This is a genomic window from Mycolicibacterium sp. lyk4-40-TYG-92 (genome assembly GCF_030209435.1).
Taxonomy (GTDB): Bacteria; Actinomycetota; Actinomycetes; order Mycobacteriales; family Mycobacteriaceae; genus Mycobacterium.
On record NZ_JARVRX010000011.1, the window covers coordinates 18,917 to 37,233 of the forward strand.

An 18,317-nucleotide genomic window follows, 5' to 3' on the forward strand; every position below is an offset into this window, starting at 1 on the left:
CGGGTGCGGGTTTACCCCGGCAGCCCGACGTGGCAGGGCAGGGCACTGCGACGCTGGGTGTACTGGCTCGGCGTGATCGAGGTGAATCCGCGGAACTCGCGCACGAAGTGGGGTTGATCGAAGTACCCGAGAGTGGCCGCGACGTCGGCGCCGTCGCTGCTGCCGGCATCGAGCAGGCGCAGCGCTGCCTGGAGCCGCCGCACGCGCAGATAGGCCTTCGGGGTGAGGCCGATCTCGTTGCGGAACGTGGCGATCAAGCGCTTGGGGGACAGGCCTGTCAGCGCGGCCGCCTCGGAGACCCGAAGGGACGGTTGGTGTTCGGCGGTGTACAGGACCGGCATCAGCGTGTGCGAAATCGGCCGCAACCGGGCCAGGAGAAAGTCCTCCACGATCTCGATGCGGCGCGGCCAGCTGGGCGTCGCGATCAGTCGCTCACGCAGCAGCGCGGCATCGGCGCCCCAGAGGTCGGTCAGGTTGGCGCAGGAATTCGCCAAATCCGCCAACGGGATACCGAAGAACGGCAGCGCGCCGCCGGGCCGGAAATGGATGGTCAGCACCGCTTCGCCCGGATCGATCCGGGTCACGTACGACAGCGTGCCCGGTCCGGTGAGAAACGCCGGATCCACCGGCATCCGGGTGGCGCCGTCGGCGGAGAAGAAGTCGACCCGCTCTCGCCCGCCGACGTCGATCACCACGGTGGCCGCGCCGCGCGGCAGTGCCCGGCTCCGATCGGTGGCCACGCCGCCATGCGCCCAGTAGCCGAAGAAGTCGATGTGCTGATTCAGCGGCGACCGGGGCCGGCGCAGCCGGGGCCCGTTCACCGGCGGACGGCCCGCTTGCCGAGCGTATCCAGCAGCAGTGCCAGATGGTCGATCAATTCGTCTGGCGTGAAAGTGATTTCGCCCGAGAGCCAGGCACTGAGAGTCTGCGCGACGCCGCCTACCGCGAAATGCGTGCCGGCCCGGCGACGGTCGCCGGCGGGTAGCTGGAGCGCGTCGCCCGCGTGTTGGCCGAGCAGCATGGCGAAGAAGACCGTCGATTCGTTGCGCTTGCGCGCCACGACCTCGTTGGACAGTTGTGCGCTGAACAGCAGCCGGCCGACCCTGGGGTCGTCGGCGATGGCGTGCACGATGTTGGCCATACCGGCACGGCTCTGTTCGTCGGGCGGCGCGGCGGCCACCGCCGCCTGCGTCGTCGCCGCCAGATCGGCGATCACGTGGTCGAACACCGCCTCGACGAAAACGTCCTTGTCGGAGAAGCTTTCGTAGAAGTAGCGCATCGCCACGCCGGCGCCGCCGCAGATGGTCCGCACGGTGAGTTCCGGGGCCGGCCGTGCCGCACCCAATATCGCCAGCCCGGCGTCGATCAGCCGGGCCCGTCGTTGGGCCAGGCGTTCTGCCGCGTCGATCCCGCGGTACGGCCGTACCTGAGGCACTCCGCCATCTTGACACCTGCACCGCGCCGCAGGCAATATCAGGAATCAATCGTTCTCACTTTTGCGAGGAGTGGCCAATGACGGTCGATCTGGTCGAGATGCCGGTCAACGCCTGCGCGCCGGGCCGTCGGGTACGTCGTGATGTCCAGTACGCCGACGGACTGGTCGGCGCGGCACTGTTGGCGGGACCGGCCAACGTGATCATGCAGCTGGCGCGGCCGGGTGTCGGCTACGGCGTCGTCGAGAGCCGCGTGGAAAGTGGCCGGACAGACCTGCATCCGATCAAGCGCGCCCGGACCACGTTCACGTACCTCGCGGTCGCGATCCTGGGATCCGACGAGCAGAAGGCGGCGTACCGCAGCGCGGTGAACACGGCGCACCGGCAGGTGTACTCCACCGCGGACAGCCCGGTGAAGTACAGCGCCATGGACAAGAACCTGCAGCTCTGGGTGGCGGCCTGCCTGTTCAAGGGTGCACTCGACGTGTACCGCCTGGTGGTCGGCGAGTTGGACGACGCGACCGCCGAGGAGTTCTACCGGCAGGGCATGACGATGGGCACCACGCTGCAGGTGACGCCCGAGATGTGGCCGGCCGACCGGGCGGCTTTCGACAAGTACTGGCAAGAGTCGCTGGACCAGGTGCACATCGACGACACGGTGCGCGAGTACCTGTATCCGATTGCCGCGGTACGCATGAAGGGGCTGCAACTCCCGGGGCCGCTGCAGCGCTGGTTCGAGTCGTTCTCACTTCTGCTCACCACCGGCTTTCTGCCGCAGCGCTTCCGTGACGAGATGCGGCTGCCGTGGGACGCCAAGCGGCAGAAGCGATTCAACTCGGTGATGAAACTCGTGAAGGCCGTCAACCGGGTGCTGCCCGGGCCGCTGCGGCGATTCCCCTTCAACTGGATGCTCATGGATCTGAACTGGCGTATCCGCACCGGACGTCCGCTGGTCTGAGGCTCGTCCCAGTCGAGATTCAAGTTGTCGGCGTACCCTCGCGCGGGTGCGGACCGACAATGACAGCTGGGACATCAACACGAGTGTTGGATCGACTGCGGTGATGGTTGCCGCGGCCCGGGCACTGGAGGCCGCAAAGCCCAATCCGCTTGCGGTGGACCATTATGCGGAGGTGTTCACCCGCGCGGTCGGCGGCGTCTGGGCCGAGGTGCTCGACGGCGAGGCGCCGGAACATCCGTTGGCGACGCCCGAGTTCGGCGAACCGTTCATCAACTTTCAGGCCTCGCGGACCAAGTACTTCGATACCTACTTCCAGCGCGCCGCGGCGGCCGGCGTCCGCCAGATCGTGCTGCTGGCCGCCGGGCTCGACTCGCGTGCCTACCGCCTGGACTGGCCCGGCGGCACCGTCGTCTACGAGCTCGACCAACCGCAGGTACTCGAGTTCAAGCGGGAGGTGTTGGCGGGAAACGGGACCGAACCGAAAGCCGAGCGCCGGGAGATCGCAGTCGACCTGCGCGACGACTGGCGGACAGCACTCACTGATGCCGGCTTCGATCCCTCGCGCCCCTCGGCATGGATCGCCGAGGGCCTCTTGATCTATCTGCCCGCGGCGGCGCAGGGCGATCTGTTCACCGGTATCGATGCGCTCGCGGCGCCCGGCAGCTGGGTCGCGATAGAAGAGGGCAAGCCCATGCCCGCCGAGGTGTTCGCCGCCAAGCGTGCCGCCGGGGACGACATGGCGGAAGGCTTCTTCAAGCTGATCTACAACGAGCAGATCGCCCCCGCGGCGGACTGGTTCGGTGCGCGAGGCTGGCGTGCGGAGGCCACGGGGCTCGCCGACTACTTCCGGGCGGTGGGTCGTCCGGTGCCGACGAATCCGGAATCGGCGACCATGATCGCCTCGAACACCCTGGTCACTGCCGTCAAGGAGTGAGCGTCGTCACCTCCGCGTGCGGTGGGGTGCGTCTCGACAACTTAAGTTATGCAATGCTAACTTCGCAGGGGTTAGCTTAGGCATACTTAAGGAGATATGCGGGGACTCTAATATCCCGCGAACATCAACATGGGCACTGACACATTTGCGGTATCCGCCGTGGCGCACTTCCAGCAAGGCGCGCCCGCGCGGCGGCACAGTGCCCGTCTCTCGGCCCGTCGGGAACCAACCCGTTCCGGGTGCCGACTCCTTCTTAGGACGGCCGCCAGATGAGTGGTGGATCGTCCTCTGGCGTGTCGACGACGGAAAGGACCCACGTGCGACCGAGCACCGCGGGCAGTAACACAGTGGTCGCCGATGTTGATGCGGCGCAGCGGGTATCGCGGGTCGACCGTGACGTACTGACCCGGTTCGCCACCGGCTGTCTGGGGCTCGGTCTGAGTGTCGACGGTCGCCGTCGCCCGGCCGACCTCGACGCCGCCCTGGGCAACTTCCTGACGTTGACGCGCATCGCCGGCGAGCACTGCGACGCCTGGACCGGGCTGGCCGCCGCCGGCGCAGCAACGCCCGACGTGGTCGAGGCGGTCTGGCGCACGGTGGCCTCGGCCGGCGTGCTGCAGCGCGCGCTCGACCTCGCCGACGGCGATCTGGGCTTCACCTACGACAGTGGCCTGTACCTGCAGTTCCGCGCCGCCGACCGGGATGGCTTCCAACTCGCTTATGCCGCAACACTCTCCGGCGCGGGCGCGTACGAAGAGGCCGATCAACTGGTGGGCGAGCTGCTCGACCGCCGGCCGGGCTGGCTGCCGGCGCGCTGGGTCCGGGTGGCCATGCACCACCGCACGCGCCGCTGGTCCGACGTGGTCCGGCAGCTGACCCCGGTCGTCAACGATCCCAATCTGGACCCGAACTACGCACATGCCGCACGGGTGGCGCTGGGTATCGCCCTGGCGCACCTGGGCATGTTCGCGCCGGCGTTGTCGCACCTCGAGGATCCCGAGGGCCCGGTCGCGGTCGCCACCGTGGACGGCACCTTCGTCAAGGCGCTGTCGCTGCGCGCGCAGGGCGAGGACGACGAAGCCACCGACGTGCTGGCCGAGCTGTACGCCGCCCACCCCGACAACACCGCCGCCGAGCATGCGCTCACCGACACCAGCTTCGGTATCGATCCGACGACCGCGGCCAGGATCGAGGCCCGGCACAACCCGTGGGATCCCGAGACCGAGCCGACCGAGGCCGACTTCGTCGACCCGGATGCCAAGTCGCGCAAGGCCCATCTGCTCGTCGAGGCGGAGGCCGAGCTGGCCGAGTTCATCGGCCTGGACGAGGTCAAGTACCAGGTGGCCCGGCTGAAAAGCTCTGTGGCCATGTCGATCCGGCGTCAGGAGCGGGGCCTGGCCGTGGCCCAGCGCACCAATCACCTGGTATTCGCCGGCCCTCCCGGAACCGGTAAGACGACCATCGCCCGCGTGGTCGCCAAGATCTACTGCGGCCTGGGCCTGCTGCGCAAAGAGACGGTGCGCGAGGTGCATCGTGCCGACCTGATCGGCCAGCACATCGGTGAGACCGAGGCCAAGACCAACGCGATCATCGACAGCGCGCTCGACGGTGTGCTGTTCCTCGACGAGGCATATGCGCTGGTGTCCACCGGCGCCAAGAACGACTTCGGTCTGGTCGCCATCGACACCCTGCTGGCCCGCATGGAGAACGACCGCAGCCGGCTGGTCGTGATCATCGCCGGCTACCGCAAAGACCTGGACATGTTCCTGGACACCAACGAAGGTCTGCGCTCGCGCTTCACCCGCAGCATCGACTTCCCGTCGTACTCGGCGACCGAACTCACCGAGATCGCCACGCGGATGGCCGAAAAGCGCGACAGCGTCTTCGAACCCGCGGCACAGAAGGAGATGGAGCAGCTGTTCGAGCACCTCGCGACGGCGACGACGCCCGACGCGGCGGGTGTCGCGCGCCGCAGCCTGGACATCGCCGGTAACGGCCGCTTCGTCCGAAATCTGGTGGAACGCTCCGAGGAAGAACGTGAGTACCGGCTGGATCACCTTGCCGCACACGACTTCACCGACGACGAACTCATGACGATCACCGCGGGTGACGTCAGCAACTCGGCTGCGCCGCTGCTGCGTGGTCTCGGACTGGTGGTACCGGCCGCCAGCGAGAAGCCGGAGGCGGATCGCGCATGAACAAGCGCAGTGAGTCCGATCGACTTACGTTCAGTTCCCGGACCCCGGTGAACGACAACCCGGACCAGATTCACTACCGCCGCGGATTCGTCACCCGGCACCAGGTGTCCGGTTGGCGATTCCTCATGCGGCGCATCGCATCTGGTGTGGCGCTGCACGACACCCGGATGCTGGTCGACCCGCTGCGCACCCAGAGCCGATCCGTTCTGGTCGGTGGCCTGGTGCTCGTGACCGCGCTGGCGGGCTGCTTCGTCTTCTCCCTGATCCGACCCGCCGGCGTCGCGGGCAACAACGTGATCCTGGCCGACCGCGAGACCTCGGCGCTGTACGCCCGCGTGGGCGACCAGCTGCACCCCGTCCTGAACCTGACCTCGGCCAGGCTCATTGCCGGACGGCCGGACAACCCGACCATGGTTCCGAGCGCCGAACTGGACAAGTTCCCGCGCGGCAGCCTCATCGGCATCCCGGGTGCCCCGGAGCGCATGGTGCCCAACACTTCTCGCGATGCCGACTGGACCGTGTGCGACGCGGTAACCGGTGAGGTCGTGGGAGTCACTCTCATCACCGGCCCGCTTGCCGAAGGTGGATCCCGCGCGGCCGCGCTCGGCGCCAACGATGCCGTGTTGGTGCGCAACGACGGTGTCGGCTCCGCCGGAGTCAACGGCGGCAGCTGGCTGCTGTGGCACGGCAAGCGCAGTGCGGTCGACCTGAACAACCGTGCGGTGACCGCGGCACTCGGACTGGGCGCCAACGGAATTGCGCTGCCGGCCCCCCGCGCGATCGCCGACGGCCTGTTCAACGCGATTCCCGAGTCGGCCCCGCTGGCCGCGCCGGCGATCGTCAACGCGGGCCAGCCCACTCCGTACCCCATGCCGGTGGCCGCTCCCGTCGGCGCTGTCGTCACCGCGGTCACCACCGACGGTGCAGCGGACAACGCGTACCACTCCCTCCAGTACTACGCGGTCCTCGACGATGGCCTGCAACCGATTTCACAGGTCGTGGCGGCGATTCTGCGCAACACCGACTCCTACGGTCTGGAGCAGCCGCCGCGCCTGTCCGCGGACCAGGTCGCCCGCATCCCGGTCTCCACGGCCATCAACACCGCGGCGTACCCGGAGCGCCCGCTGACCGTCGTCGACGCCACCAAGGCACCGTTGACATGCGCCCGCTGGACCAAACACGATGGCGCCACCACCAATTCGCTCACTCTGCTGACGGGGGCCACGCTGCCGCTGCCGGTCGACGAGCACACCGTCGCCCTGGCCGGACCGGCCGGCACCGCGCAACGCGTCGCGGTGACCCCGGGCACCGGATACTTCGTCCAGGCCACCGGTCAGGGGGGCGTCCCGGCGCTGTCCGGCTACTGGATCAGCGACACCGGCGTCCGCTACGGCATCTCCACCGAAGGAGATGCCACCAGTGCCGACCGGAAAACCCCTGCCGCGCTGGGACTTACCGCAACACCGCTGCCGGTGCCGTGGTCGATCCTCAGCCAGTTCGCGCCCGGCCCCACGTTGTCGCGGAGTGACGCGTTGCAGATCCCGGCGCTCGTGCCCACCCGGACGAGCCCGGCAGTCGATATCGCCGTGAGGGAGAACCCGTGAGCCGTCTGATCTTCGAAGCGCGGCGCCGGCTGCCCGTCCCGGCAACTCGCGCAAGCGTCATCACGATCGAGCCGCCGCCAGAGCTGCCGCGGCTGGTGCCGCCGTCGTTGTTGCGCCGCGTGCTGCCTTACCTGATCGTCATCCTGATTGTCGGCATGGTCGTGGCCCTGGTGGCCACCGGCATGCGTGTCATCTCGCCGCAGACACTGTTCTTCCCGTTCGTACTCCTGTTGGCCGCCACCGCTTTCTACCGCGGTTCGGACAACAAGACCCGGACCGAGGAGGTCGACGCCGAACGCGCCGATTACCTGCGCTACCTGTCCGTGGTGCGGGACAACGTGCGGGCCCAGGCTGCCGAACAGCGCGCCGCGCTCGAGTGGTCCCACCCCGCCCCCGACCAGCTGGCCGCCATCGCGGGCACCCGCCGCCAGTGGGAGCGCGACCCGCACGACGCCGACTACCTGGTGGTGCGTGCCGGGCTGCACGACGCGCGCCTGGAGACGGTGCTGCAGGTCAAGGACACCGCGGCCGAGATCGATCTGGAGCCGGTGTCGCACAGCGCATTGCGCGGACTGCTGGACGTGCAGCGGACAGTACCTGCGGTGCCCGGCGGTATCGACCTGGCCAAGGTCTCGCGGATCACCGTGCTCGGGAATGCCGATGAGGTGCGGGGCGCCCTGCGGGCCTGGATCGCGCAAGCGGTGACGTGGCACGACCCGGCACTGCTCGGGATCGGCCTCGCTACGGCGGACGCCGAGGCGCTGGAGTCGGAGTCGTGGTCGTGGCTGAAGTGGCTGCCGCACAGTGACATTCCGGGCCAGATCGACGGTGTCGGCCCGGCCCGCTACCTGGCCGCGAGCGTCCCCGAACTTGCCGGACTGCTGTCCGGTGAACTCGACGACCGGCAGCCGTTCGGTGCCGCCGACAGCATCCCGCAGCGGCACCTGCTGATCGTCGTGGACGATCCGGATGCCGACCTCGGTGAACTGCTGCCGCGGGCCGGCCTGGCCGGTGTCACGGTGCTGCAGCACGGCACGGAACAGCCGGAGTACCCGGACCCCGATCGACCGGTGCTGCGCGTGGCCGACGGCCGTATCGAGCGGTGGGCGGCGGCCGGCTGGCAGCCGTATTTCGATGTCGCCGACGACTTCTCGCCGCACGCCGCGGCACACCTGGCCCGCGGTCTCGCGCGCTGGGACTCCAACCCGAACCGGGCCCGGAGCACCGGTGCCGGTCTGGCCACCTTCGGCACCCTGCTGGGGATTCCGGATGCGGCGGCGCTGGACGTCGCAGGCCTGTGGGCGCCGCGCTCGCGGGCCGAAGAGCTCCGGGTGCCCATCGGTGTCACCGCCACCGGTGAGCCGCTGATGTTCGACCTCAAGGACGAGGCCGAAGGCGGCATGGGCCCGCACGGTCTGATGATCGGCATGACGGGCTCGGGCAAGTCGCAGACCCTGATGTCGATCCTGTTGTCGCTGTTGACGACGCACTCGGCCGAGCGCCTCATCGTCATCTACGCCGATTTCAAGGGCGAGGCCGGCGCCGACATCTTCCGGGACTTCCCGCAGGTGGTCGCCGTCATCTCGAACATGGCGGAGAAGCGCTCGCTGGCCGACCGGTTCGCGGACACCCTCCGCGGTGAGGTGGCCCGGCGTGAGCAGTTGCTGATGGAGGCCGGCCGCCGCGTGCAGGGCAGCGCCTTCAACTCGGTGCTGGAGTACGAGGCGGCCAGGGATCAGGCCGCCGCGGCCGGCATCGAATTACCCCCCATCCCGACGCTGCTGGTGGTCGCCGACGAGTTCTCCCTGATGCTCGCCGACCATCCCGAATATGCCGAGCTGTTCGATTACGTTGCCCGCAAGGGCCGTTCGTTCCGCATCCACATCCTGTTCGCATCGCAGACGCTGGACGTGGGCCGGATCAAGGACATCGACAAGAACACCTCCTACCGCATCGGGCTGAAGGTCGCGAGCCCGTCGATCAGCCGCCAGATCATCGGCGTCGAGGACGCGTACCACATCGAAGCCGGTCCGGAACACAAGGGCGAGGGATTCCTGGTCCCCACGCCGGGCGCGGTGCCGGTGAAGTTCCGCAGCACCTACGTCGACGGCATCTACGACCCGCCACGCGCCGAGAAAGCGGTTGTGGTGCATGCGGTTCCGCAGCCACAGCTGTTCCCGGCGGGCCATGTCACCCCGGCCCCCGACACGGTGATCGTCACCGACACGGCGCCGGATCTGCGTCCGCCCCGCAAGCTCGTCGCCACCATCGGCGCGCAGCTGGCGCAGTACGGCCCGCAGGCGCCGCGCCTGTGGCTGGCACCGCTGGACGAGCCGATCGCGCTGCCGGAGCTGTTGGCCGGCACCGAGATTCCCGCGGGCCACGGCCGCTGGCCGCTGGGCGAGATCGACCGCCCGTTCCAGATGCGCCGCGACCCGCTGGTCTTCGATGCCACGTCGGCGGCCGCCAACGTGCTCATCCACGGTGGGCCGAAGTCCGGGAAATCGACTGCGCTGCAGACATTCATCCTGTCGGCCGCCGCGACGCATTCGCCACGCGCGGTCACGTTCTACTGCCTCGACTACGGCGGCGGCGGGCTGCGCTCGCTCAAGCCGCTGGCCCATGTCGGCAGCGTCGCCTCGCCGCTGGAGCCCGAGCGCATCCGTCGCACCTTCGGTGAGCTGGAGCAGCTGCTGGCGTCCCGTCAGGCCCGCGCCGCCGCCGGTGACGGCGACTTGCGCGACGATGGCTACGGCGACGTGTTCCTGGTGATCGACAACCTGTATGCGTTCAGCCGCGACAACACCGACACGTTCAACACCCGTAACCCGTTGCTGTCCAAGGTGACCGAACTGGTGAACACCGGCATGGCATACGGCATCCACGTGGTGATCACGACGCCGAACTGGCTCGAGGTGCCGCTGGCGATGCGCGACGGCCTCGGTCTGCGGCTCGAGCTCAAGCTGGCCGACTCGCGCGACAGCAATGTGCGGGCCACCGGCACCCCGGGAATCGCGGCCCTGTCCCGCCCCGCCGACGGCGTCCCCGCCGACCAGCCGGGGCGCGGCCTGACCATGGCCGCCGAGCACTTCCTGTTCGCTGAACCGGATCTGGGTGCGATCGCCGCCATCAACGCCCGGTACCCGGGGCAGACGGCGCCGCCCGTGCGCCTGCTGCCGACGGACCTGGCCCCGGAAACCCTTGCGCCGCTGTATCACAGCCCTGAGACGGTCGTCATCGGTCAGCGCGAGCAGGACCTGGCGCCGGTCACGGTCGACTTCGCGGCCAACCCGCTGCTGATGGTGCTGGGCGATGCCAAGTCCGGCAAGACGACGCTGCTGCGCCACCTGATCCGCACGGTCCGGGACAACTCCACGCCGGAGTCGGTCGCGTTCACCGTGATCGACCGCAGACTGCACCTGGTGGACGAGCCGCTGTTCCCGGACAACGAGTACACGCCCAACGTCGACCGGGTCACCCCGGCGATGCTCGGGCTGGCCGCACTGCTCGAAAAGCGCAGGCCCCCAGCGGGTCTGACGGCTGCCGAGCTGAGCGGATGGACATACCGGAACGGGCAGGGCAACCACCTGCACTACCTGATCATCGACGACGTCGACCAGATCCCGGATGCTCCCGCGGTCAGTGGTCCGTTCGTCGGCCAGCGGCCCTGGACGGCACTGCTGGGGCTGTTGGCCCAGGCGTCCGAGCTGGGTCTGCGGGTGATCGTCACCGCCCGGGCCGCCGGCTCCGCCCACGCGGTGATGACGGCTCCGTTGCTGCGCAGGCTCAACGAGCTGCAGGCCACCACCGTCATGCTGTCCGGCAATCCGCAGGACAGCGGCCGCATCCGCGGCCACCGGTTCAACCGGCTGCCGGCCGGCCGGGCCATGGTCCTCGGCGACAGCGACGAGGCCACGTACGTCCAGTTGATCAATCCGCTGGTGGCCGACCCGATCACGGGCCGGCCCACCGGAACACAACGAGGGGAGTTCCACTGATGACATTGCGCGTCGTTCCCGAAGGACTGACCGCAGCCGGTGCCGCCGTCGAGGCGCTCACCGCCCGGCTGGCCGCGGCCCACGCCGCGGCCGCACCCGCGGTCACCGCGGTGATCCCGCCCGCCGCGGATCCGGTTTCGCTGCAGACGGCGATCAGCCTCAGCGCCCACGGCGCCGAGCACGAGGCGGTCGCGGCCCAGGGCATCACCGAACTGGGCCGTGCCGGGGGCGGTGTCACCGAAGCCGGAATCAGCTACGCGACGGGCGACGCCGAAGCCGCCGCCACGTACGTGACGGTCCTGGGCTGACATGACCGCCCCCATGGGGACAGGCCTGCCGGCCGGGCCAATCTGGGCGGCGCTGCCGCCCGAAGTCCATTCGACGCTGCTGTCCAGCGGACCCGGTCCGGGCGCACTGCTGGCCGCAGCGGGTGCCTGGCAGTCGCTGAGCGCCGAATATGCCTCGGCCGCAGCTGAACTCACCGCGCTGTTGGGTGAGGTCCAGGCGGGGGCCTGGGAGGGGCCGAGCGCCGAGCAGTACCTCGCCTCGCACGCGCCGTACCTGACCTGGCTGGCCCAGGCCAGCGCCAACAGCGCGGCCAACGCGGTCCAGCACGAGACCGCCGCCGCGGCCTACACCACCGCTCTGGCCGCGATGCCGACGCTTCCCGAACTGGCCCTCAACCACGTCGTGAATGCGGCCCTGATCGCGACGAATTTCTTCGGTATCAACACGATTCCGATCGCGCTGAACGAAGCCGACTACGCCCGCATGTGGCTGCAGGCCGCGACCGTGATGGCTACGTACCAGGCGGTGTCTGGCGCGGCGGTGGCAGCGGCCCCGACGACGACGCCGGCACCGATGATGCTGGCGGCGGGTGTCGGCGAGGCGGGCACCGCGTCGGCGAGCGCGACGCAGGCGGGCGCCCAGCTGCAGGCGGCGGATGCCGGTTCGTCGCTGGACGCGTCGAACGCGATCACCGACTATCTGTACAACTACATCAAAACCCTGCCGGGCGGCGATCTCATCTGGAAGTTCCTGCAGGATCCGCTGGGCCAGATCCAGCAGATGATCTTCGACTTCCTGACCAACCCGTCGGAAGCGCTGACCACTTGGGGGCCACTGCTTTTCGCGCTCGGCTATCAGGCGTTCTTCCAGCCCGTCGGCTGGGGTACCTGGGGCGCGATGCTGTCGGCACCGTTGTGGGGGCCGGCACTGATCGCCGTCGGTCTGTCCAGCCTGGGCCTGCTGGCGCTGCTCGAACCCGACTACGTGCCGGATCCCGAAGTCGCCGATGCATTCCCGCCGCCGCCGCAGTTGCAGGCTGCCGACCACCAGATGCCGGTGGTCAGCGTCGCCCCGACGGTGCCGGCCACCCCGGCCTCCCCGGCGAGCGCGCCTGCGCCCGCGCCGACTTCGGTCGCGACACCCGCACCGGCCGCGCCGGCGCCGCTGATGGCGTACGCGGTGGCCGTCGACGACCCGGGGCCGGGATTCACTCCGACCTTGCGGGACGGCGCCACCGCGCCGGCGCCGGCATCCGGGATCGCGGCCGCCGCCGCGGCAGCCGCCGCAGCAGCCGCAACCGAACGTCGCCGCGCCCGGCGCCGCCGCGCCGCGAAGGAGCGGGGTGTCCGCGACGAGTACATGGACATGAACTCAGAGGTCGACCCGGACTTCGGTGATGACCCCGATCGGCGGCAGGAAGTGCTGGCCTCTGCCCGCGGCGCCGGACCGGTCGGTTTCAGTGGCACCGTGACCGGCCAGGACCAGCAGGCGACCGGCCTGAACCGCCTGACCGGCAACGGTTTCGGGGGCGGTGTCACCGAGCCCATGCTGCCCGGCAGCTGGGACACGGAAGGCGGTGCCAACCGCTGAGCCTGCGGACCAAAAGATTTGACCACCAACAGAATCGCCGACGAACCCCGAGAGGAACCACCATGAGTATGCTCGACGCACACATCCCCCAGCTGATCGCTTCCGAGTCGACCTTCTCCGCCAAGGCCGCGCTGATGCGCAGCACCATCGGCCAGGCCGAGCAGGCCGCACAGTCGGCCCAGGGCTTCCACCAGGGTGACTCGGCGGCCGCCTTCCAGGCCGCACATGTCCGCTTCATGGCGGTCGCTGCCAAGGTCAACGCCCTGCTCGACATCGCACAGGCCAACCTGGGCGACGCGGCCGGCACCTACGTCGCGCAGGACACCGCCGCGGCAGGTACGTACACCTCCGTCTAGCCGACCGCGAACGCCCTACGCAGACAACTCAGAATCGAGGAGACCTCATGTCCCAGATCATGTACAACTACCCGGCGATGCTGGCCCACGCCGGTGAGATGACCGCCTACGCAGGCGCTTTGCACGCCGTCGGCCTCGACATCGCCAGCGAGCAGGCGGCTTTGGCCGGTGCCTGGCAGGGCGACACCGGAACCAGCTACCAGGCGTGGCAGGCCCAGTGGAACACCGCCATGGAAGAACTCGTCCACGCCTACCGGGCGATGGCGAGCACCCACGAGACCAACACGCTGTCGATGAGCGCACGTGACAGCGCCGAAGGCGCCAAGTGGGTTTAGGTCGGGCGGTTTCGGCGCGTTCCGGGTCGCTCGGCGACCCGGAACGCGCCGGAATCCCGGTCTCCGCGGTCGAACTGACCGCGGCGCAAGCCTGGTTCCTCGCGGATCGCCTGGGCGCCGGAAGCTTTCCGTGGGTGCTGGCCATCACGCAGCCCTACAGCGACCCCGCCGCCAAGAACGGCTTCGATGCCGACCAGGTCACCGCGCTGACGCGGATGGGGGTGCTGTCCTCGGACGGCTCCGTGCATCCCGCTGTCGCGCAATGGATTCGGGCCGTGTGCCGGCCCCGGCGCTGGCTGGAACTGCGATGGGTGTCCGGAGCCGGCGCCATGCTGCGCGGGATTCTCGTGCGCAGCGGCGACCTGACCGTGGCGGTCCTGCGCAGCGACCACCTGATGACCTGCACCGAACTGACCGTCGCTTCGCCGGACGCGCTGGTGCCGGTGCTCACGGCAGGGTTGTCCGGCCGTGCGCCGGCCCGCTTCGACGACTTCGCGATGCCGGCCCACATCGGGGCCAAGGCCGACGAACGACTGCGCCGCGGCGACTCGCTGGACGACGTGATGGACCACCTCGGCATCCCGCCTTCGGCGCATGCCGTCGTGCGGGCCGCGTTCGCTCCCGGCCGCAGTTATGTCGAGATCGTGGCGGGCGATCATCGCGACGGCCACCGGATCAGCACCGACGTCGGCGTCAGCATCGTCGACACCGCCGCCGGCCGCGTCGTCGTGGCGCCGGTGAAAGCCGCTGACGGCACCTGGTTTTCAAACTTCACCCCGGGCACCGACCTCGCCGTCACCGCTGCGGTGCAGCGGCTCACCGCCACGCTGCCCGACGGTTCCTGGTTCCCCACGGCGAACCTGACCCGAGACTTCGAGACCTCGACTGGAGAACGGAAAGAAAATGTCCCCCAACACGTCTGGTAGTACCGCGATGCCGATTGTGCGGGTCGCGGTGCTCGCCGCGGGCGACGAGCAGGGTGGTCGCGGGCGACTCACCGACGTCGCCCTGCCTGTGGGCCTGCCCCTGCGCGAGATCGTCCCCGCGGTGCGGCGCATCGTCGCGCACGAGGCGACCGCAGGTGCCGAGCTGTCCCTCGCCCCGCTGGGTGGCGCGGCGTACAGCCTCGACGCGACACTCGACACCGTCGGCGTCGTCGACGGCGATCTCCTTGCACTGCAGCCGGTGCCCGCCGGCCCGCCGGCCCCGCGCATCGTCGAGGACATCGCCGATGCCGCCGCCATCTTCTCCGCGGCCCGCGAAAAACCGTGGGGCAATGCACACATCCGCCGTTTCGCGGCGTGGGCCGTCGTGGCCTTGACAGTGCTCGCCACCGCGCTGGCCACTCTGGTGCGGGTACGCACCGGCCAGCCGGCCGGCCTGTTCACCGTCGTCGGCGTGGCGGTGCTGACCGTCGCCGCCGCTCTGCTGACCCGGCCCGCCATGCCGCGGCTGGCGACTGCCCTGAGCCTGGCGGCCCTGCTGCCGGTCGGTGCGGCCTTCGCGCTGGCGGTCCCCGGCCCGTCCGGTCCGGCCGGCCTGCTGCTCGGCGCGGCGGCGGTCGCGGTCTGGTCGATCGTCAGCATCACCGTCGGCGGGCAGGCCATCGCGGCCTTCACCGCCACGACCGTCCTCGGCATCGCGGGCGTGATCGTCGGTGGCGCCGCTTCGATCTGGCAGTTGGGTAACGCCGTGGTCGGCGCTGTGCTCATCGTTTTCGCGCTGCTGGTTGTGGTCCAGGCCGCGCAGTTGTCGACGCTGTGGGCGCGCTTCCCGGTGCCGAACATCCCGGCGCCGGGCGACCCCACGCCGTCGGCCCTGCCACGGTCGGTGCTGGCTGATCTGCCGCGCCGGGTCCGGGTGTGCGACGCGCACCAGACCGGCTTCCTCGCCGGTGCCGTGCTGACCATGACGGCCGGTTCGGTGGTCCTGGTGGCCGGGGCCCACCCGTCGCCCTGGGCCTGGTACGTGGTCGCCGCCGCCGCGCTCGCCACGGCGCTGCGGGCCCGCATCTGGGACTCGGTGCCGTGCAAGGTGTGGCTGCTGAGCCAGCCGTATCTGCTCGCGGCCGTGCTGCTCACGGTATTCGCCGTCGGGGGGCATTACGCCGGCGCGTGGTGGTCGCTGGGTGTGCTCGCGGCGCTCGTGACGGTCGGTGTGGTGGCTGCCCTGAACCCGCAGGTGGCCGACCCGCAGACCTACTCGCTGCCGATGCGCCGCCTGGTCGGTTTCGCGGCGACGGCATTGGACGCTTCACTGATCCCGGTGCTGGCCTACCTGGTGGGTCTGTTCGCCTGGGTCATCAACCGGTGATGGTGGCCATCCGGCGCGGAATCTCCGTCCTGACAGCCGCTTTCGCCGCGACTGCCGGGGTGGTGCCGACGGCACTGGTGCCGGCCGCCGGTGCCATCGTGCCACCGCAGGTCGACGAACATGCGGCGCCGCCGTCGGGCAGCGTCGGACCCGTCGCGGCGATGGGACAGCGCGGACAGTGCATCACCGCCGGCGTGCTGCCCGGGACCGACCCCGGCGCACCGGGTCCGGGCCACACCCAGCTCAACGTGCCGGGTGCCTGGGCCTTCAGCCGCGGTGACGGACAGACGGTGGCGGTCATCGACACCGGCGTACATCCCGGTCCGCGGTTGCCGAATGTCCAGGGCGGCGGTGATTTCGTGGAGAACACCGACGGACTCACCGATTGCGATGGCCACGGCACCCTCGTCGCCGGACTGATCGCCGGTCAGCCGGGGGCGGACGGGTTCTCCGGCGTCGCGCCGGGCGCCCGCATACTGGCCATCCGTCAGACGTCCGAGCGCTACGCCCCGCGCGGAAATGGGGGAGACCCGGCTGCGGCGCACGCGACCATCGCGGTCGCGACGCTGGCCCGCGCCGTGGTGCATGCCGCCGACCTGGGCGCCAAGGTCATCGCCATCACCGCGGTGACCTGCCTGCCCGCCGATCGGCCCGTCGATCAGACCGAATTGGGCGCGGCGCTGAAATACGCTGCGCAGGAAAAGGATGCGGTGATCGTCGCCGCCGCAGGCAATGATCGGGCCGGTCTGGCCGGTGGCCCGTCCTGCGAGGCGAATCCCCTCGACAATCCCGGGAACGCAGCCGATCCGCGGAACTGGGCCGGGGTCAAGTCGGTGTCGATCCCGTCCTGGTGGCAGCCGTACGTGCTGTCGGTCGGATCGCTCGACGCCGCCGGACAACCGTCGGACTTCACCACCCCCGGTCCCTGGGTCGGCATCGCGGCACCAGGTGAGAACGTCGCGTCGACCGGCGCGAACGGCCTCGCCAACGCGCTGCCCAACGAGCGTGGCGACCTGTTCCCGTTGCGCAGCAGCAGCTATGCCGCCGCCTACGTCGCAGGTGTCGCAGCGTTGGTGCGCAGCCGATTTCCCGCGCTGAACGCGGCCGACGTGACGCACCGGCTGACCGCCACCGCACACGGTGCCGCACGCTCGCCGTCGAACCTGGTGGGCGCCGGCGTCGTCGACCCGGTTGCGGCTTTGACCTGGGACCTGCCGGCGATGGCCCCGGCACCGAAATCTGTCGCGGTGCCGATGCCGCCCGAGCCGGCGCCGAAGGACACCACGCCCCGGACCATCGCGTTCACCGGGGCGGCGGTGCTGGCGATCGCCGCACTGGTCGCCCTGGTCGCGTACCGAAGAAAGGACGGTGCCCGATGACGGCCCGAATCACGTTGGCACTGCTGGCGATCATCCCGGCGGCCATGACGTACCCGTGGCACACGACACCGCAGAAGTGGCTCCTGGGCATCGCGGTCGCCATTGTGCTGCTGGTGTTCGCCTGGTGGCGCGGACTGTTTTTCACCACCATGGTGGCCCGCCGATTCGCGGTGTGGCGCAGGAACCGGCGCGGCGCCACGCGGCCGGCCGCCGGTCAGGTCACGGTGGTTTTGGAAGCCGACGAATTCCCTTACGATGCATTGCCTCTCGTCGCTTCCTACGTGGATCGCTACGGCGTGCGCTGCGATTCGGTGCGTGTCACCGAACGCCGGCTCGATGGTGCGCGCAGCGCGTGGGTCAGCGTGACTGTGGCGGCCGCATCGAATCTTGCTGCGCTGCAGGCGCGGTCGTCGGATCTGCCGCTCGCGGACACCGCGGAGAAGGTCGCCCGGCGGCTGGCCGACCAGCTGCGCGAGGCCGGCGTCGCGGTCGCGGTCACCGACGCTGCGCCCGCACCCAGATCGGACGGCGCGCGCGAGACGTGGCGCGCGGTCCGTGACGCGGACGGGTACCTGACGGCCTACGGACTGCCCGCCGATCAGCGGCTGCCGGACTGCCTTGCTGAGCTGGACTCGACGACCGAACTGTGGACGGTCCTCGAGTTCTCCCCTGGTGCAACCATTTCCGCGGCCTGCGCGGTGCGTACGGCCAACGCTCCCGCTGCGGCGGCCGTCGCGGGCCTGGCACGAGAGTCGGGGCGGCAAGGGCCGCTGGTGGCGGCGATGGCACCGGCGTCGGCCGGTGGTCTCGGAACACGGGCCGGTGTACTGACGGCCGGGTTGCTCGCGGAGCTGTCCGGGCTCGGCTCTGACGCCGCGGTTGCGTCCGCGGCTACGGCGTAGAAGGCCGAGTGGCGAACGCCGTTACCCGC

The 18,317-nt window shown here is 69.9% G+C and carries 15 protein-coding genes; 13 read left to right on the top strand and 2 right to left on the bottom strand.

What is annotated here, in order from left to right; translation table 11 throughout:
• Positions 1 to 11 precede the first annotated feature (11 nt).
• Positions 12 to 821 (bottom strand): helix-turn-helix domain-containing protein, encoded by an 810-nt coding sequence (locus tag QRN63_RS17010; RefSeq protein WP_285031887.1) that lies wholly within the window; start codon positions 819 to 821, stop codon positions 12 to 14.
• Positions 818 to 1,435, bottom strand: a complete 618-nt coding sequence (locus tag QRN63_RS17015) for a TetR/AcrR family transcriptional regulator (protein WP_285031888.1) — start codon at positions 1,433 to 1,435, stop codon at positions 818 to 820. The genes QRN63_RS17010 and QRN63_RS17015 overlap by 4 nt, the downstream gene beginning before the upstream one ends.
• Before the next feature lie 77 nt (positions 1,436 to 1,512).
• On the opposite strand from QRN63_RS17015, the gene QRN63_RS17020 reads away from it, so the two are divergent.
• From QRN63_RS17020 to eccE, 13 genes are all read left to right on the top strand, one after another.
• Positions 1,513 to 2,391 carry an oxygenase MpaB family protein gene (locus QRN63_RS17020; RefSeq protein WP_410506005.1) on the top strand — a complete coding sequence of 293 codons (879 nt, stop codon included), beginning with the start codon at positions 1,513 to 1,515 and terminating at the stop codon, positions 2,389 to 2,391.
• Between the two features lie 46 nt (positions 2,392 to 2,437).
• Positions 2,438 to 3,325 (top strand): class I SAM-dependent methyltransferase, encoded by an 888-nt coding sequence (locus QRN63_RS17025; protein ID WP_285031889.1) that lies wholly within the window; start codon positions 2,438 to 2,440, stop codon positions 3,323 to 3,325.
• A 347-nt stretch (positions 3,326 to 3,672) separates the two neighbouring features.
• Complete coding sequence (gene eccA, locus QRN63_RS17030; protein WP_285032140.1) at positions 3,673 to 5,523, top strand: type VII secretion AAA-ATPase EccA; 1,851 nt, start codon at positions 3,673 to 3,675, stop codon at positions 5,521 to 5,523.
• A complete protein-coding gene (eccB, locus tag QRN63_RS17035; RefSeq protein ID WP_285031891.1) occupies positions 5,520 to 7,127 on the top strand; it encodes a type VII secretion protein EccB in 1,608 nt (535 codons plus the stop codon). The genes eccA and eccB overlap by 4 nt, the downstream gene beginning before the upstream one ends.
• Positions 7,124 to 11,125 (top strand): type VII secretion protein EccCa, encoded by a 4,002-nt coding sequence (gene eccCa / locus QRN63_RS17040; RefSeq protein ID WP_285031893.1) that lies wholly within the window; start codon positions 7,124 to 7,126, stop codon positions 11,123 to 11,125. Before eccB ends, eccCa begins: the two co-directional genes overlap by 4 nt.
• On the top strand, positions 11,125 to 11,433 hold the full coding sequence (locus QRN63_RS17045) for a PE family protein (protein WP_267316019.1): 309 nt from the start codon (positions 11,125 to 11,127) through the stop codon (positions 11,431 to 11,433). Before eccCa ends, QRN63_RS17045 begins: the two co-directional genes overlap by 1 nt.
• A 1-nt stretch (position 11,434) precedes the next feature.
• A complete protein-coding gene (locus QRN63_RS17050; RefSeq protein ID WP_285031894.1) occupies positions 11,435 to 13,003 on the top strand; it encodes a PPE family protein in 1,569 nt (522 codons plus the stop codon).
• A 62-nt stretch (positions 13,004 to 13,065) separates the two neighbouring features.
• The gene (locus tag QRN63_RS17055; RefSeq protein WP_061010344.1) at positions 13,066 to 13,359 is read left to right on the top strand and encodes a WXG100 family type VII secretion target; all 294 of its coding nucleotides are present in this window, start codon (positions 13,066 to 13,068) and stop codon (positions 13,357 to 13,359) included.
• Positions 13,360 to 13,406: 47 nt separating this feature from the next.
• Positions 13,407 to 13,694: a WXG100 family type VII secretion target gene (locus QRN63_RS17060; RefSeq protein WP_061000613.1), complete on the top strand. Its 288-nt coding sequence runs from the start codon at positions 13,407 to 13,409 to the stop codon at positions 13,692 to 13,694.
• Between the two features lie 53 nt (positions 13,695 to 13,747).
• Positions 13,748 to 14,620: an ESX secretion-associated protein EspG gene (locus QRN63_RS17065; protein WP_285032141.1), complete on the top strand. Its 873-nt coding sequence runs from the start codon at positions 13,748 to 13,750 to the stop codon at positions 14,618 to 14,620.
• On the top strand, positions 14,598 to 16,007 hold the full coding sequence (eccD, locus tag QRN63_RS17070; protein ID WP_285031898.1) for a type VII secretion integral membrane protein EccD: 1,410 nt from the start codon (positions 14,598 to 14,600) through the stop codon (positions 16,005 to 16,007). Before QRN63_RS17065 ends, eccD begins: the two co-directional genes overlap by 23 nt.
• The gene (gene mycP / locus QRN63_RS17075) at positions 16,007 to 17,386 is read left to right on the top strand and encodes a type VII secretion-associated serine protease mycosin (RefSeq protein WP_285031900.1); all 1,380 of its coding nucleotides are present in this window, start codon (positions 16,007 to 16,009) and stop codon (positions 17,384 to 17,386) included. Before eccD ends, mycP begins: the two co-directional genes overlap by 1 nt.
• Positions 17,383 to 18,288 (top strand): type VII secretion protein EccE, encoded by a 906-nt coding sequence (eccE, locus tag QRN63_RS17080; protein ID WP_285031901.1) that lies wholly within the window; start codon positions 17,383 to 17,385, stop codon positions 18,286 to 18,288. The genes mycP and eccE overlap by 4 nt, the downstream gene beginning before the upstream one ends.
• Positions 18,289 to 18,317: the final 29 nt, after the last annotated feature.